This is a genomic window from Micromonospora sp. NPDC051006 (assembly GCF_044456245.1).
Lineage (GTDB): Bacteria > Actinomycetota > Actinomycetes > Mycobacteriales > Micromonosporaceae > Micromonospora.
Window position 1 is genome coordinate 39,123 of sequence record NZ_JBITFP010000031.1, and the last position, 16,439, is coordinate 55,561.

12 protein-coding genes and 1 pseudogene are annotated in these 16,439 nt (G+C 72.4%); 6 read left to right on the forward strand and 7 right to left on the reverse strand.

Translation table 11 applies throughout. The annotated features are described in order from the left end of the window. Nucleotides 1-151: 151 nt before the first annotated feature. From ACIBBA_RS30715 to wecB, 4 genes are read left to right on the forward strand one after another with little or no spacing between them, the layout of a single operon-like run. Nucleotides 152-1,162 (forward strand): polysaccharide biosynthesis protein, encoded by a 1,011-nt coding sequence (locus tag ACIBBA_RS30715; protein ID WP_396702016.1) that lies wholly within the window; start codon nt 152-154, stop codon nt 1,160-1,162. Next, nucleotides 1,156-2,283 carry an NAD-dependent epimerase/dehydratase family protein gene (locus ACIBBA_RS30720; protein WP_396701965.1) on the forward strand — a complete coding sequence of 376 codons (1,128 nt, stop codon included), beginning with the start codon at nt 1,156-1,158 and terminating at the stop codon, nt 2,281-2,283. The genes ACIBBA_RS30715 and ACIBBA_RS30720 overlap by 7 nt, the downstream gene beginning before the upstream one ends. Continuing rightward, on the forward strand, nt 2,280-3,515 hold the full coding sequence (locus tag ACIBBA_RS30725; protein ID WP_396701967.1) for a glycosyltransferase family 4 protein: 1,236 nt from the start codon (nt 2,280-2,282) through the stop codon (nt 3,513-3,515). The genes ACIBBA_RS30720 and ACIBBA_RS30725 overlap by 4 nt, the downstream gene beginning before the upstream one ends. Next, nucleotides 3,512-4,636: a non-hydrolyzing UDP-N-acetylglucosamine 2-epimerase gene (gene wecB / locus ACIBBA_RS30730; protein WP_396701969.1), complete on the forward strand. Its 1,125-nt coding sequence runs from the start codon at nt 3,512-3,514 to the stop codon at nt 4,634-4,636. Before ACIBBA_RS30725 ends, wecB begins: the two co-directional genes overlap by 4 nt. Before the next feature lie 161 nt (nt 4,637-4,797). Here wecB and ACIBBA_RS30735 read toward each other — a convergent pair whose 3' ends face one another. From ACIBBA_RS30735 to ACIBBA_RS30750, 4 genes are all read right to left on the reverse strand, one after another. After that, nucleotides 4,798-6,672, reverse strand: coding sequence for a polysaccharide biosynthesis protein (locus tag ACIBBA_RS30735; protein WP_396701971.1), 1,875 nt, complete (start codon nt 6,670-6,672; stop codon nt 4,798-4,800). 169 nt (nt 6,673-6,841) lie between these two features. Continuing rightward, nucleotides 6,842-7,486: an acetyltransferase gene (locus ACIBBA_RS30740; RefSeq protein WP_396701973.1), complete on the reverse strand. Its 645-nt coding sequence runs from the start codon at nt 7,484-7,486 to the stop codon at nt 6,842-6,844. Next, nucleotides 7,483-8,658 (reverse strand): DegT/DnrJ/EryC1/StrS family aminotransferase, encoded by a 1,176-nt coding sequence (locus tag ACIBBA_RS30745; RefSeq protein WP_396701975.1) that lies wholly within the window; start codon nt 8,656-8,658, stop codon nt 7,483-7,485. Before ACIBBA_RS30745 ends, ACIBBA_RS30740 begins: the two co-directional genes overlap by 4 nt. Beyond that, entirely contained in the window at nt 8,655-9,347 is a 693-nt protein-coding gene (locus tag ACIBBA_RS30750; protein WP_396701977.1) for a sugar transferase, read from the reverse strand. The genes ACIBBA_RS30745 and ACIBBA_RS30750 overlap by 4 nt, the downstream gene beginning before the upstream one ends. A gap of 241 nt (nt 9,348-9,588) precedes the next feature. Here ACIBBA_RS30750 and ACIBBA_RS30755 point away from each other — a divergent pair, with 241 nt between their 5' ends. Further along, on the forward strand, nt 9,589-10,536 hold the full coding sequence (locus ACIBBA_RS30755) for a DUF389 domain-containing protein (RefSeq protein ID WP_396701979.1): 948 nt from the start codon (nt 9,589-9,591) through the stop codon (nt 10,534-10,536). Here the strand turns inward: ACIBBA_RS30755 and ACIBBA_RS30760 are convergent. After that, nucleotides 10,502-10,933 carry a hypothetical protein gene (locus ACIBBA_RS30760; RefSeq protein ID WP_396701981.1) on the reverse strand — a complete coding sequence of 144 codons (432 nt, stop codon included), beginning with the start codon at nt 10,931-10,933 and terminating at the stop codon, nt 10,502-10,504. The two genes, ACIBBA_RS30755 and ACIBBA_RS30760, sit on opposite strands and share 35 nt — an antisense overlap. Nucleotides 10,934-11,226: 293 nt before the next feature. Further along, nucleotides 11,227-13,693 (reverse strand): annotated as a pseudogene (locus tag ACIBBA_RS30765) (Tex family protein). On the opposite strand from ACIBBA_RS30765, the gene ACIBBA_RS30770 reads away from it, so the two are divergent. Continuing rightward, entirely contained in the window at nt 13,692-15,203 is a 1,512-nt protein-coding gene (locus ACIBBA_RS30770; RefSeq protein ID WP_396701983.1) for a deoxyguanosinetriphosphate triphosphohydrolase family protein, read from the forward strand. The pseudogene ACIBBA_RS30765 and the gene ACIBBA_RS30770 overlap by 2 nt on opposite strands. Before the next feature lie 18 nt (nt 15,204-15,221). Here ACIBBA_RS30770 and ACIBBA_RS30775 read toward each other — a convergent pair whose 3' ends face one another. Then, nucleotides 15,222-16,370 (reverse strand): MBL fold metallo-hydrolase, encoded by a 1,149-nt coding sequence (locus ACIBBA_RS30775; RefSeq protein WP_396701985.1) that lies wholly within the window; start codon nt 16,368-16,370, stop codon nt 15,222-15,224. Nucleotides 16,371-16,439 lie beyond the last annotated feature (69 nt).

Consider the following 16,439-nt stretch of genomic DNA (forward strand, 5'->3'; position numbering starts at 1 on the left):
CGGTGGTTTGACCGGATTCTCCGTTTCTCCGCCCCCGGCGACTCGTTGCCCGAGTGGGTGGCTGGTACCCGGACCTTCTGCGGGCGCGGCCGACCGCCCCTCAGCGACGAACGGAGTTTCAGTGACTTCAATGACGACCGGGCGCCGGGTGATGATTACCGGAGGCACCGGGTCTTTTGGGCAGACGATGGTGCGTCGGCTCCTCGACCGGGGAGTCGGCGAGGTGCGGGTGCTCAGCCGGGACGAGGCCAAGCAGGACGCCATGCGTCGGCTGCTCGGCGACGAGCGGGTCCGCTACTACGTCGGCGATGTGCGGGACTACGACTCGGTGCTCAAGGCCAGCCGAGGCATCGACTACATCTTCCACGCGGCCGCCCTCAAGCAGGTGCCCTCCTGCGAGTTCTTTCCGCTCGAGGCGGTCCGGACGAACGTGCTGGGCAGCAGCAACGTCGTCGAGGCAGCGGAGCGCAACGGGGTCGGTTCGGTGGTGGTGCTCAGCACCGACAAGGCCGTCTATCCGGTGAACGCGATGGGCATGAGCAAGGCGATGATGGAGAAGGTCGCCCAGGCGCACGCCCGGAACAACCCGAACAGCGCCACCACGGTCTCCTGCGTCCGGTACGGCAACGTCATGTACTCGCGCGGATCGGTGATTCCGCTCTTCATCGAGCAGATCAAGGCGGGTCGGGCGCCCACGGTGACCGACCCGGGGATGACCCGGTTCCTGATGTCGCTGGCCGACTCGGTTGAGCTGGTCGAGCACGCCTTCCAGCACGCCCGGCCCGGCGACATCTTCATCCGCAAGGCCGCCGCCTGCACCGTCGGTGACCTGGCCGAGGCGGTCTGCCAGCTCTTCGACGTGCCCGCCAAGCTCGACGTGATCGGCGTACGGCACGGCGAGAAGCAGGACGAGACGCTGGCCAGCCGCGAGGAGCTCGCCCAGGCCGAGGACTTCGGCGACTTCCTCCGGGTGCCACTCGACGGCCGCAACCTCAACTATGCGCTCTACGTCTCGGAGGGCGACCTCGGCGACGGGCCTGCCGAGGACTTCAACTCGGCGAACGCGCCGCGGCTCGGCGTACCCGAGATCATCGAGCTGTTGAAGACGCTGCCCGAGGTCCGCGCGGAGCTGGCCCTGCGGGATCCGGTGCTGGCGTGCTGAAGCTGGCCGTCACCGGCGCCGGCGGTTTTCTCGGCTGGCACGTCCGGGTGCTGCTGCGCGCGCTCGGCTGGCCGGAGCCGACCGTGCTCACCCGCGCCGACCTCGCCGACCCCGGCGTGATCGCCGCGAAGGTAAACGGGTTCGACCAGGTGCTGCACCTGGCCGGCGTGAACCGGGGGGAGCCGGCGGACGTCGCCGCCGGAAACGTCCAGCTCGCCGCGCAGCTCGCCGCCGGGCTGAAGCACTGCGCGAGCCCGCCGGCGCGGGTGGTCTACGCCAACTCGGTGCAGGCCGGCAACGGCACCCCGTACGGCGACGCCAAGGCCACCGCCGCCCGGGTGCTGGCGGACTCCGGCGTCGGCCTCGACGACGTGTTGCTGCCGAACCTCTACGGCGAACACGGCCGGCCCTACTACAACTCGGCGGTGGCGACCTTCTGCCGATTGCTCGCCGAGGGTGGACGGCCCGAGGTGCACGCCGACCGGGAGCTGAGCCTGGTGCACGTGACCGACGCCGCCGCCCGGCTCATCGGCATGCCCGCGGGCGGGTCGTGGGACCCGGCCATGCCGGCGCTGCGGATCGGTGTCCAGGCCCTGGCCGACCGGCTCACCGGGATGGCCGCGACGTACCGGACGGGGGAGATCCCGCCCCTGTCGGAGCGGCACGACGTGCGGCTGTTCAACACCTACCGCTCGCACTGCTTTCCGGCGCACTATCCGCTGCCGTTGCCTCGCCGGGCGGACGCCCGTGGTGAGCTGGTCGAGACGGTCAAGGCGCACGGCGGCGCCGGCCAGACCTTCTGCTCCAGCACGGTTCCCGGGATCACCCGTGGCGAGCACTTCCACCTGGCGAAGGTGGAGCGGTTCGTGGTCTTGCGTGGCTCGGCCGAGATCAGCCTTCGCCGGGTTGGCGATGCCGAGGTGGTGCGCTTCCCGGTGCGCGGCGACGAGCCGGTGCTCGTGGACATGCCCACGATGTGGGTGCACAAGCTGGTGAACACCGGCCCGAACGAGCTGGTGACGATGTTCTGGACCAACGAACTCTTCGACCCGGATCGACCGGACACCTGGCCCGAGCCGGTGGAGGCGGCCCGGCCGGCGCCGGTGGCGGTCGGCGCGTGAAGATCGGTCTGGTCAGCCAGTGGTATCCCCCGGAGGGGGTCTTCATTCCGGGCAACCTCGCCGACCAACTGGCCGACCGTGGTCACGAGGTCCGGGTGCTCACCACCTTCCCCAGCTACCCGCACGGCCGCATTTTTCCCGGGTGGCGGCAACGCTGGCGGCACCGGGAGAGCGATGGACCGGTCGAGATCCGGCGGGTGCCCGCCTATCCCAGTCATGACACCTCGGCCGCGCGGCGGGCCCTGAGCCACCTCTCCTTCGGCGCCAGCAGCGCGGCCGGGGTGCGGTGGCTCGCCGGCGTCGACGTCACGTACGTCTACCATCCGCCACCCACCTCCATCGCCGCCGCGGCGCTGCTGCACGCCGTCCGGCGGACGCCGATCGTGCTGCACGTCCAGGACCTGTGGCCCGAGTCGGTGGTGCACTCCGGGATGGCGCCCCCGGGACGGAAGGGGCGCGCCCTGGGAAGTGCGCTCGGCGGGCTGATGCGCCGCACGTACCGGATGGCGGACGCGGTGGTGGCGATCTCGCCCGCGATGGCCGAGCGGGTCGTGGCGCGCGGCGCTGACCCGGCCCGGGTACGGGTGGTCTGGAACTGGACCGACGACGCGCTGTTCCGGCCGGTGCCGGTCACCGCGGCGGCCCGCGCGGTGCTCGGTCACCGCGGCCGCCCCACCGTGATGTTCGCCGGCAACATCGGTCTGCTGCAGGGAATCGAGACGGCCGTGCGGGCGGCCGCCGCCGTCCGGGACCGGGTCGACGTCGTGCTGGTCGGCTCGGGCGCCGGCGAGGACGCCGCCCGCCGGCTCGCCGACGAGTTCGGCGCCGACAACGTGCGGTTCGTCGGCCGGCGTCCGGCCGAGCAGATGGCCGACCTGTACGCCGCAGCGGAGTGGCAACTGATCTGCCTGCGCGACGTGCCGGCCCTGCGCGCCGCCGTCCCGTCGAAGCTGCAGGCCGCGCTGGCCTGCGGTGTGCCGGTGATCGCGTCGGTGGCGGGCGACACCGCGAACCTGGTCCGGTCGACCGGAGTCGGCCTCGTCTGCCCGCCCGAGGACTGGCAGTCCCTCGCCGACCGGTTCGCGGAGGCGGCCGCCCAGCCGACCCTCGCCCGGGAGGAGATGGGCCGCCGGGCTCGACAGGTCTATCAGGAGCGGATGTCGCTGCGCGCGGGCGTCGACCAGTTCGAGGACATCCTGAGCAAAGTGGCAGCAGAGAGAGGACGGGCATGACCCGGATCATGACGGTGGTCGGCACCCGACCCGAAATCATCCGGCTCTCCCGGGTGATCGCCCGGCTCGACGACACGGTGGACCACGTCCTGGTGCACACAGGACAGAACTGGGACAGCACCCTCTCCGACGTCTTCTTCACCGAGCTGCGGCTGCGCCAGCCGGACCGCTTCCTACGGGTCGACACCTCCTCGCTCGGCCGGGTGTTGGGCGGCGTGCTGGTCGGCATGGAGGCGGCGATCGCCGACCTGCGCCCGGACGCGCTGCTGGTGCTCGGCGACACCAACAGCTGTATCGCGGCGCTGATGGCCCGGCGGATGCGGGTGCCGGTCTACCACATGGAGGCCGGCAACCGGTGTTTCGACCTCAACGTGCCGGAGGAGACCAACCGCCGGCTGGTCGACCACGTCGCCGACTTCAACCTGGTCTACACCGAGCACGCTCGGCGCAACCTGCTGGCCGAAGGGCTGCACCCGCGCCGGATCCTGCACACCGGCTCGCCGATGCGGGAGGTGCTGGAGCACTACCGTGCCGAGATAACCGCGTCGCCGATCCTGCGGCAACTCGAACTCGAACCGGGGCGCTACTTCATGGTCAGCGCGCACCGCGAGGAGAACGTGGACCAGCCGGCCCGGCTGCGGCAGCTGCTGGACTGCCTCCGGGCGGTTCACGACCGCTGGGGCTACCCGGTGCTGGTCTCCACCCATCCCCGCACCCGTAAGCGGCTGGAGGCGTTGGCGCCGGACGCCGCCGCTTTGGAAGGCATCGCCTTCCACGAGCCGTTCGGCCTGATCGACTACGTCCACCTGCAGACGAAGGCGTACTGCACGCTGTCGGACAGCGGGACGATCAGCGAAGAAGCGGCCATTCTCGGTTTCCCCGCGGTCACCCTGCGGGAGTCGATCGAGCGGCCGGAGGCGCTGGACGCCGGGGGCATCATCATGACCGGGCTGGACCCGGCGGGCGTGGTCGAGGCCGTCCAGGTCACCGTGGACCAGGTCGCCGCGCAGGGCGTGCCCTGTCCGGTCGACTACCAGGTCCCGGACACCTCCCGACGGGTGGTCGACTTCGTCCTCTCCACCGTCCGCCGGCACCACGACTGGGCGGGTATCCGCCGCTGATCCGCGTCGAACGAGGCCGGCGACCGCAACCGCGGTCGCCGGCCTCGACGTCTCTCCCGATACCGGTTCCCGCTCGTCGGCCGGGAACGGGATGAGGAAAAGGGGGCACCGCGCGCGGTGCCCCCTTTCCGACTGCTCCGCCCCCGTGGGGAGCGGGTGGGTCAGCGCGACGACAGCGGCACGCCCAGCGGACCGTGCAGCATCGGCCCGACCGGCTGGGCGGAGAGCAGCGCGAGCTGCTCGACGATCTTCGCCGGGTCGTCGTACGGGTCGAGCCCGCTGGCCTCCATCGGGTCGAGCGCCGGCACGGCCACGTGGGACACCAGGGGGTGGAACGGTCGGGTGTCGATCTCGCCGGTGCCGAGCAGGTCCTCGTGCAGCTTCTCGCCGGGCCGTAGGCCGGTGTAGACGATCGGCACGGAGCTGGACGCGTGCTCGGCCATCTGGCGGGCCAGGTCGTCGATGCGGACGGGCTCGCCCATGTCGAGCACCAGAGCCTCTCCGTCGCGCCCGATCTCGGCGGCCTGGAGCACCAGGTGGACGGCCTCCTGGACGGTCATCAGGTAGCGGGTGACCTCCGGATGGGTGACGGTCAGCGGCTTGCCGTCCTCGATCTGCCGCTGGAACGCCGTCACCACCGAGCCGCGGCTGCTCAGCACGTTGCCGAACCGGACGCTGAGGAAGGTCCCGGGGAACCGGGACGCGGCGTGCGCGGTCAACCGTTCGGTGATCCGCTTCGAGTAGCCGAGGACGCTGATCGGGTCCGCTGCCTTGTCGGTGGAGATGTTGACGAACTTGGCCACGTCCTGGCAGGCGTCCAGCACCGACAGGGTGCCCCAGACGTTGGTCTTGACCGCCTCGCCCGGGTGTCGTTGCAGCAGGGTCAGGTGTTTCAGCGCCGCGGCGTGGAAGATGATCTCCGGGCGGCGCTCCCGGATGATCCGCCGGATCTCCTCGTCGTCCCGCAGGTCGGCGAGGATCAGCTCGGGACCGTCCAGCAGGGCCCGTCCGGCGAGCGACATCTGCAGGCTGTGCAGGGCGGACTCGTCCCGGTCCAGCATCATCAGCTCACCCGGGTCCGCCTTCATCACCTGCCGGCAGAGTTCGGAGCCGATGGAGCCGCCGGCGCCGGTGACCAGGATCCGTCGGCCGGTCAGGCTGTTCGTGCTCAACGGCAGGTCACCGACCACCTGGCGACGGCCGAGCAGGTCGCTGATCTGCACGTCGCGGACGTCGGTGACGGTGATCCGATGATCGACCAGGTCCCGGACCGGGGGCAGCACCTTGAACGCCGCGCCGGCCTGGAGCGTCGCCTCGCGGATCTGTCGGATCAGCGCGGCGTCGGCGTTCGCCACCGAGAAGATGACCGCGCTGGCCCCGGTACGCCGGACCGCGGCGGCCACGTCGTGCCGTCCGCCGAGCACGCGTACCCTGCCGACGCGCAGGTCACGCTTGTCCGGGTCGTCGTCGAGCGCGCCGACCGGCAGGTACCGGCCGCGCGGGTCGCTGAGCAGGGCGCGCAGCAGCCCCTGGCCGGCGTCACCCATCCCGAACAGCAGCACGGGCGTGGACGACCGGACGTCGGGCCGCATGGCGAGATCGTGCCGGTGCCGGTAGGCGAACCGGGCGCCGAGCATGAACAGCAGGGCCAGCGCGCCGCCGACCAGCGGGGTGCTCGCCGGTACCGGCCGGTCGCCGGAGGGCAGCAGGCCGAGCAGGACGATCGCCGCCGTCATGATGGTGGTACCGGCGACGCCCTGGACCTCCTGAAGGCTGCCCAGCGGGTGCCGTCCGGAGTAGAGCCGGCGCAGCGCCGCCACCGCCACGTGCACGATCGCCGCGACCGCGCCGATCGCCGCGGCCCGGCCCAGCTGGCCCGGGGGAAGCTGGAACTCGAACCGGGTCCACACGGCCGCGACGAAACCGCCGATCCAGGCGGTGGTGTCGGTGGCGAGGAAGCCGGTGGTGCGGCGACGGGCCCTGGCCCGTCGCGTCCGCCGGTCCGCTTGTGCCGTCATCTCGGGGTGCTGCGGCATGTATTTGGCTCCCTGTTCCGTCTTTCGACCACTTCCGCCACGCGGCAGAAGGAGCTCTACGCTCTTTGTCCTTGTTACAGGCTCTTACGGCACCGGTGGGCGTTTTCGGGCTTGATGAGTCGAATATCCTGCCTGTCCTGGTTGGTGCGGACGGGCTACCCGGCGGCCCTCAACGGGCCGGTACGCCCTTGACGACCACCTGATCGGGCACATCCCGAACGACGCAGGCACCGGCGCCGACGGTGCTGTCGCGCCCGATCCGCAAGCCCTGAAGGACGGCCGCGGTGGTGCCGATGAGGACACCCTCGGCGAGGTGACAGTCACCGGAGACGGCGGCGAGCGGGTTGACCGAGACGAAGTCGGCGAGGGTGCTGTCGTGGCCGACCGTGGCGTTCTGGTTGAGATGTACGTGCCGCCCGAGAGTGACGTTCGTGGTGACCCGGGCCCCCGCGAAGGCCACGAACCCCGGCCCGTGCTCCGTGTCCGGCCCGATCGTGGCGTCCGGGTGGACCAGGCTCGCCGCCGGGACGCCGTACCCGTCGGTTCGCCGCCCGACCGCTCGGCGAATTCGCGGGTCTCCGATGCCGACGACGTGATGCACGCCCGGCGGGGCATCGCGCAACCAGGCCACGTCGCCGAGGTACGGCACGTCGAGTCGCTGCAACCGCTTGAGGTTCTCCTCGGTGGGTCGGTCGTCGACAACACCGAGCAGCTGCCAGTGCGGCTGTAGGACGGCCTCGTTGACCGCCCGGGCGATGGTCAGCACCTCCCGGCCGTGTCCACCGCAGCCGACCACCACAAGTCCCGTGGTCACGCTGCCGGGCCTCCCGCCCCGAGGGTGAGGAACTCGTCGATCGCGGCGAGTACCCGGCCGACCTGGGGCTCGCTCAGCGCGCTTCCGCTGGGCAGGGTGAGCCCGTCGGCGAACAGCCGCTCCGCGGCGCCGGTGAGCAGGCTCTCGGCTCCGGCGTGGACGGGTTGCAGGTGCATCGGTTTCCACACCGGTCTGGTCTCGATGTCCCGCTCGCTCAGGTGGGCTGCGAGGTCGTCCGCCCGCCAGCCGCACCGCTCCCGCTCGACGGTGATGACGGTGAGCCAGCAGTTCGACCCGGTGTCCTCGGCGCCGAGCAGCCGGACGCCCGGCACCGGAGCGAAGAGCTTGGCGTAGCGGTCGCGCAACTGGCGGCGCCGGGCGATCATGCCGTCCAGTCGTACCAGCTGGGCCCGGCCCAGCGCGGCCAGCAGGTTGCTGAGTCGGTAGTTGTAGCCGGTCTCGCGGTGTTCGTAGTGCGGCGTCGGCTCCCGGGCCTGGGTGGAGAGGTGACGGGCCCGAGCCAGCAGAGCGGCGTCGTCCGAGACGAGCATGCCGCCACCGGAGGTGGTCATGATCTTGTTGCCGTTGAAGGAGAGCGCGCCGACGCGCCCGAAGGAGCCGGCGGCCCGTCCCTGGTAGCTGGCACCGAGTGCCTCCGCGGCATCCTCCACCAGGGGAACTTCGGCGTCGACGCAGAGCGGTACCAAGGCGTCGTAGTCGGCGCAGCTGCCGAACATGTCCACCGGGACGACCGCGCCGACCCGCTCGCCGCGCGATCGCAGCCGCTCTATCAGCGCGGCCACGAGCTGCACGTCCACGTTGCCGGTCTGCGGGTCGCAGTCGACGAAGACCGGTCGCGCGCCGATGTAGCGGACCGCGTTGGCGGTCGCGACGAAGGTGAGTGTGGGCACGAGGACCACGTCGCCAGGCCCGACCCCGACGCCGAGCAGAGCGAGGTGCAGGGCGGCGGTGCCGGAGCTGACCGCCAGGGCTCCCGTGGTGCCGACCCGCTCGGCGATCTCGCGTTCGAACGCCTGCAGGTCCGGGCCGGCTGGCGCCACCCAGCCCGAGCGGAGCGCGGCGATCAGGTACGACTCCTCGAGCGGCCCGACGTCGGGCGGGGAGAGCAGGACTCGCCGGCTCGCCGGTCCGGCCCCCTGCAAGGTCGTCATGCCGGGGTCCGATCCCGCTGTGACAGTGCCGTGCGGTGCGGCGTACCCAGGAACTCCGGGGCGGTGGCCGAGCCCGCCGCGTTGATCCCGTCGCGGCGCAGCACGGTATGCACGGTCGCGAGGAGGATCGACAGGTCGAGGCGGGGGCTGCAGCTGTCCACGTACCGCACGTCGAGGTCCAGCTTCTGCTCCCAACTCAGACTGTTGCGCCCGCGCACCTGGGCCAGCCCGGTGACGCCGGGTCGTACCTCGTGCCGGCGGGCCTGCCAGGGCGAGTAGCGATCGAGGTACTCGGGCAGCAACGGGCGGGGGCCCACCAGGCTCATGTCGCCGCGCAGCACGTTCCAGAGCGTGGGCAGCTCGTCGAGGCTGGTGGCGCGCAGCCAGCGCCCGAGTGGGGTCAGTCGTGCGTCGTCGCCGACCAGGCCGCGGCTGGGGTTGGGCGGTCGCATGGTCCGGAACTTGACGACCTCGAAGGGCTGGCCGTGCAGGCCGATGCGGCACTGGCGGAACAGCACCGGGCGGCCGAGGCCCACGGCGACCAGGACCGCCACCACCGCCAGCACCGGCGTGACGAGCACCAGCAGTACGACCGCCACCGTCACGTCGACGATCCGCTTACCCCGATCGGGGCGGATCTGCCGTGGGGGGCGACCGGGGGTGTTCACGAGCGCAGCAGGTACCGGCACCGTTCCGACCTCCGAGGTAATGCGACAAAAAGTTCTTTAAGTGTTCTATCAGGCATAGACGCCGCAGCAGCTCCGAATGCTCACAGTCGGGCTGCTTCCTCCCGATCAACCACGAAACTCCGCACACGGACACGGCTCCACCGCCGAACCTTGTGCGGTCCGCGCAGATCAGCGCCCGAGCGGTACAGTCGCGACGGCCGGACGGGCAAGGGGAGAACCGCCGGTCGGGCGAGGGGGACGTGTGCTGCACCTGAGGGTGATCGCTCCGGCGGACCAGTCGGCGGCGGTGACCGAGCTGCTGACCGCCGAGCCCGGGGTCACCCACCTGGTGGTGCTGCCCGGCGCCGCCCGCCAGCCCCCGGGCGACCTCATCCAGTGCGACGTCGTCCGGGAAAGCGCCGACAGCGTGCTGCACGGCCTGCAACAGCTCGGCGTGGAGGCGCGCGGGGGTGTCGCCGCCGACGACGTCGAGCTGACCATCTCCGCGGCGGCCGACCGGGCGGCGGAGGAGGCGCCCGGCAGCGGCGCCGACGCGGTGGTGTGGGACGAGATCGCGGCCAAGACCGGCGAGCAGACCGAGCTTTCCGGCACCTACCTGGTGCTGATCATCGTCGCCACCATGATCGCTGGCATCGGCGTCCTGCTCGACCAGCCGATCCTCATCGTCGGCGCGATGGTGGTCGGCCCCGAGTTCGGGCCGCTCGCGGCGCTCTGCGTCGGGCTGCTACGCCGGCGAGTGGGCACCGTCCTGCGGTCGGTGCAGGCCCTGGTGGTGGGCTTCCTGGCCGCCATGGTGGCCACCGTGCTGAGCACCTGGGCGCTGACCGCGGTCGGCCTCGTCAGCCGGGAGATGCTGCTGGCGGAACGGCCGCTGACCGACTTCATCTGGCGGCCGGACGCGCTCTCCTGGGTGGTCGGCCTGCTGGCCGGGGTCGCCGGCATGCTCTCGCTCACCTCGAAGAAGTCCGGCAGCCTGGTCGGGGTGCTGATCTCGGTCACCACCGTGCCGGCCGCCGCGAACGTCGCCGTCGCCGGCGCCTACGGGGTCTGGGACGAGGCGGGCGGCTCGGCGCTCCAGCTTGTGATCAACATTGTCGCGATCGTGCTCGCCGGGCTGCTCACCCTGCTCGTGCAGCAGTTCTGGTGGTGGAACGTCAGCCGTCGGAACCGGCGTCGAGCCGGCGGGTGAGCAGCGTCCGCAGCGGGATCGACTCCCCGTCCCGGCCGCCCTCGCCGACGATCAGCGGCGGTGGGCTCGGTTCGGCCTCCGCGCCGAACAGCCGGGCTCGCAGGCTGCCCGGCACGGTCAGCAGGAAGAACCGGCCGTCCACGTCGACCGCCCGGCTGCGCGCCTGGTCCACGTACCAGCCGGTCAGCCCGGTCCGGTACCGACCGCGACCGTCGTAGGAGCGCGCGACCAGCCGGGTCGGGCGCAGCCCTCGCCGGTTGGCCTCGGCCACGAACCAGGTCACGATCTCCGCGGCCTCCGCGTGCGCGGTCGCCCGCCGTCGGGCGTCGGCCTCCGCATGGGCCCGCACCGCCCGCCGCTGCCGCTCCGGCCAGTCCAGGCCGTCGTCCTCACCCACGCCCCGACGGTACGCCGCTCAGCCCGGCCCCGATGATCCACCCGCACCCGCACCCGCACCCGCCGTTACGCCGCTCTCGCGCCGGCCGGCTCACCCCGCTTCCGCGGGATCTCGTGCTGCTAGGGCAAGGCAGACAACGGACGATCGGCGTCGGCCTACGGCGCGGCTCGGAAGGGCGGCCTGGTGGGTGTCCAAATCTGGGGCAGGTCGACAGCACGCGGCCCGACCCGTCGGGCAGCCTCGACGGCCGGCCGACGGGTCGGGTCGGTTGGTCAGATCGGGTTGCCCGAGGGTCAGGCCAGGCCGGCGCGGCGCAGCGCTTCGGCCATCGCGTCGTTGGCCGGCGGGGTCGCGCCGCCACGGCCCTGTCGGGCCCCGCCCCGGTCACCCTGACCGCCGCGCCCGTCACCGCCCTGGCCACGGCCGCCCTGGCCGCCGCGTCCGGCGCCGCGCTGACCCGCGCGCCCGCCACGGTCCTGGCCGCCGCCGCGACGGTCGGCGTCGGCGTCGGGCTCGTCCTCGAGCCGCAGGGTCAGCGAGATCCGCTTACGCGGTACGTCGACGTCGAGCACCTTGACCTTGACCACGTCACCGGACTTCACCACCTCGCGCGGGTCCTTGACGAAGGTCCGCGACATCGCCGACACGTGCACCAGGCCGTCCTGGTGCACCCCGACGTCGACGAAGGCGCCGAAGGCGGCCACGTTGGTCACCACGCCCTCCAGCACCATGCCCGGGGTCAGGTCGCCGATCTTCTCCACGCCCTCGACGAAGGTCGCGGTGCGGAACTCCGGCCGCGGGTCTCGGCCCGGCTTCTCCAGCTCGCTGAGGATGTCGGTGACGGTGGGCAGGCCGAACGTGTCGTCGACGAAGTCGGTCGCCCGCAGCCCGCGCAGGATCGCCGACCTGCCGATCAGTGAGCGCAGGTCCTGCCCGGTGCTGGCAAGGATGCGCCGCACCACCGGGTACGCCTCGGGGTGCACGCTGGAGGAGTCCAGCGGGTCGTCGCCGCCGGGGATGCGCAGGAAGCCCGCGCACTGCTCGAACGCCTTCGGGCCGAGCCGGGCCACCTTTTTCAGCTCCGCGCGGGTGCGGAACGGGCCGTTGGCGTCGCGGTGCAGCACGATGTTCTCGGCCAGCCCGGCTCCGATGCCGGAGACCCGGGTCAGCAGCGGGGCCGACGCGGTGTTGACGTCCACCCCGACCCCGTTGACGCAGTCCTCGACCACCGCGTCGAGCGAGCGGGAGAGCTTCACCTCGGACAGGTCGTGCTGGTACTGCCCGACGCCGATCGACCGCGGGTCGATCTTGACCAGCTCGGCGAGCGGGTCCTGGAGCCGGCGGGCGATGGAGACCGCGCCGCGCAGCGACACGTCCAGCCCGGGCAGCTCCTGCGAGGCGTACGCGGAGGCGGAGTAGACCGACGCCCCGGCCTCGGAGACCACCACCTTGGTCAGGTTCAGCTGCGGGTGCCGCTTGATCAGTTCACCGGCGAGCTTGTCGGTCTCCCGGGAGGCGGTGCCGTTGCCGATGGCGATCAGCTCCACCCCGTGCGCCCCGGCCAACCGGGACAGGGTCTCGATCGAGGCGTCCCACTGCCGGCGCGGCTCGTGCGGATAGATGGTGTCGGTGGCGACCACCTTGCCGGTGCCGTCCACCACGGCCACCTTCACCCCGGTGCGCAGACCCGGGTCGAGCCCCATCGTCGGCCGGGCGCCGGCCGGGGCGGCGAGCAGCAGGTCGCGCAGGTTGGTGGCGAAGACCCGCACCGCCTCCTCCTCGGCCGCCTGCCAGAGCCGCATCCGCAGGTCCGCGCCGAGGTGGATGAGGATCCGGGTGCGCCAGGCCCAGCGCACCGTGTCGGCCAGCCACCGGTCACCCGGCCGGCCCTGGTCGCTGATCCCGAACCGGCCGGCGATCACCGCCTCGTACCGGCTCGGGCCGGTCGGCGCCGCGTCGGCCTCGCCGCTCTCCTCCGGCTCCATGGTCAGGTCGAGCATGCCCTCCTTCTCGCCCCGGAACATCGCCAGGATGCGGTGCGACGGGAGCTTGGCGTACGGCTCGGCGAAGTCGAAGTAGTCGGCGAACTTCGCCCCGGCCGACTCCTGCCCGTCGCGTACCCGGGACACCAACCGGCCCCGTGACCACATCTGCTCGCGCAGCGTGCCGATCAGGTCGGCGTCCTCGGCGAAACGCTCGATGAGGATGGCCCGGGCGCCGTCCAGCGCGGCGGCCGGGTCGGCGACCCCCTTCTCCGGGTCGACGTAGCCGGCGGCCACGGCCCGCGGCTCCTGCGCCGGATCGTCGAGCAGCGACTCGGCCAGCGGCGCCAGCCCGGCCTCGCGGGCGATCTGCGCCCGGGTCCGCCGCTTCGGCTTGTACGGCAGGTAGATGTCCTCCAGCCGGGACTTCGAGTCGGCCGCCATGATCTGGGCTTCCAGCGCCTCGTCGAGCTTGCCCTGGCCACGGATCGACTCCAGCACCGCCGCCCGCCGCTCGTCCAGCTCGCGCAGGTAGCGCAGCCGCTCCTCGAGGGTACGAAGCTGGGTGTCGTCGAGCAGGCCGGTGGCCTCCTTGCGGTAGCGGGCGATGAACGGCACGGTCGCGCCGCCGTCGAGCAGCTCCACGGCCGCCCGCACCTGACGCTCGGCCACGCCGAGCTCCTCGGCGATCCGCTGATGAACAGAGAGGGTCACGATCTCGATCCGCCTTCGGGAGTGGTTTCCGCCCAGCATTCTGCCGCGCTAGCGTGGCGATCATGGAACCACCTGTGGAGCCGCGCGCTCGGCGGCTCTTCGGCGGCAGCGCCCGGGCCCTCGGTGACCTCGCCGCCAGCCCGTTCCGGGCCGACCGGGACCGGATCGTCGGCTCGCCCTTCTTCGCCCGGCTCGGCGGGGTCACCCAGGTGATCAGCCCGGTCGGATCCGGCCTGCTGGTGCACAACCGGCTCACCCACAGCCTGAAGGTAGCCCAGGTCGCCCGGGCGATCGCCGAACGGCTCACCGCCGACGGGCGCCAGCGTGACCTGCTGGAGAAGCTCGGCGGCTGCGACCCGGACGTGGTGGAGGCGGCGGCGCTCGCCCACGACCTCGGGCATCCGCCCTTCGGGCATCTCGGCGAGCGGGTGCTGGACCGGCTGGCCCGGCAGCGGCTCGGTCTCACCGACGGCTTCGAGGGCAACGCCCAGTCGTACCGGATCGTCACCAGCACCGAGATCCGCGGCGCGGCCACCACCGGGCTGGACCTCACCGCGGCGGTGCGTGCCGCGATGCTGAAATATCCGTGGACCCGGCTCGACCACCCGGATCCGCATCCCCGGCTGCTGGACCCGCCGCCGCGCGGGGCCACCCCGCCGCCGGACGACCCGGAGAGCGGCTCGTCGAAGTTCGGCGCGTACCGGACCGAGGTCGACGACCTGCGCCAGGCCCGCGAGCCGTTCGTCGGCCGGATCGCCGACTGGCAGCAGACCGTCGAGGCCTCCGTGATGGACACCGCCGACGACATCGCGTACGCCATCCACGACGTGGAGGACTTCTACCGGGTCGGGGTGCTCCAGCAGGGGGCGGTGGCCGCCGAGCTGATGGCCTGGCAGCGGGAGGGCGGGCACTTCCGTGCGATCACCGACGCCGCGCTGGGCACCTCGGCCCGGCGGCCCGGCGCGGCGATCGAACGGCTGCGCCGGCAACTGCACCGCAAGGACGCCTGGGTGGCCGACGACGAGGCGTTCGCCGCCGCCGTCGAGCACGTCCGGGAGGAGCTGGTGGACGGCCTGCTCGCCATGCCGTTCGACGGTTCGATCGAGGCCGAGCAGTACGTGGCCCGCTTCTCCGCGCGCTGGTCGACCCGGTTCGTCGAGGCGATCAGGGTCAGCGACCAGCCGTCGGTGCGCTCCGGCCACGTGCTGCTCGCCCCGGCGCAGTGGCACGAGGTGCAGGTGCTCAAGTTCGTCCACCACCGGTTCGTGCTGGCCCGCCCGGACCTGGCCCTGCACCAGCGTGGGCAGGCCCGGCTGCTGGGCACCCTGGTGGAGGCGCTCTGGGAGTGGCTGCTCGACCCGGAGGAGGAGTCGCGGCTGCCGCGGCGGCTGCACGACCTGGTCGAGCTGGCCGAGGCGGAGCTGCACCCGCGCACCGCGGACCGGATCGGCCGGGCCCGTGGTCGGGCGATCATCGACTTCGTCGCGCAGCTCACCGACAACCAGGCGGTGGCGTTGCTGGACGCGCTCTCCGGCCGCGGCGGCGCGCTCTGGACCGACGCGTTCGTGCTCTGAGCGCCGCTGCCGCCCGGGTCAGGCGACCGACTGCCACCAGCCGTCGACCGCCGGCGGGTCGTCCACCACCACCCGCTCGCCGGGCCGTGGCACGGCCAGCCGGACGTCGCGCGCCTTCGTCTCGGCCCAGAGCCGGTCCACCGGCTCCGACCAGTCGTGCAGGGCGAGGTTGAACGTCGCCCAGTGCACCGGGATCAGCAACCCGCCGCGCAGGTCGAGGTGGGCGGTGACCGCCTCCTCCGGGTACATGTGGATGCTCGGCCAGGCCCGGTCGTACGCGCCGATCTGCACCAGCGTCGCGTCGAACGGGCCGTGCTCGGCGCCTATGGCGGCGTAGCCGGCGAAGTAGCCGGAGTCTCCGGTGTAGAAGACCTTGCGGTGCGCCCCGGCGACCACCCACGAACTCCAGAGCGTGCCGTCGCGGCGCAGCCCCCGACCGGAGAAGTGCTGCGCCGCGGTCGCGGTGATCTCGAGGCCGCCCACCCGGTGGCTCTCCGACCAGTCCAGCTCGATGATCCGCTCGGCCGGCACGCCCCACCGGTCGAGGTGCGCGCCGACACCCAGCGGCACCACGAACGGGGCGGACTGGCTGGCCAGCAGCTCCCGCACGGTGGGCAGGTCGAGGTGGTCGTAGTGGTCGTGGGAGATCAGGATCGCGTCCAGCGCGGGCAGTTCGTCGAGGCGGACCGGCGGCTCGTGCAGCCGGCGGGGACCGACCAGCGCGGACGGTGAGCAGCGCTCGCTCCACACCGGGTCGAGCAGAACCCGGCGGCCCTCGATCTCGATCAGGGCCGAGGCGTGGCCGTACCAGATGATGTTCAGTTCCCGGCTCTGGTCGGTGCCGCCGGGCGCGTCGGCCGGCCGCAGCAGCGGCACTGCCGCGCTCGGGCGGCGCTTCTGCTTGCCGAAGACCAGCTCCCAGAGCAGGTTGCGGCCCGGCTCGGGGACCATCGTCCGGGTGCTGGCCGGGTTGTGGAAGGCGCCGTCGCGGAACCGTGGCGACCGGGCCGCCCGCTCGGCCCGGGCCCCGGCCAGCCGGCCACCCAACGCCAGCGGCACGTCGCGGGCCACCCAGGCCAACCCGGCCAGCGCGGCCACGCCGACGAGTCCTCCCAGCCGCCGGCCGAGGGCCCGCTCGAACTGCGGTCGTTCCGCTGGTGCGCCCATGGTTGTCCCTTCCAGCCGTCTCCCGCAGTACACCGTAGCCACCGAGCGCCGCCACGCTCCAGCGAACCC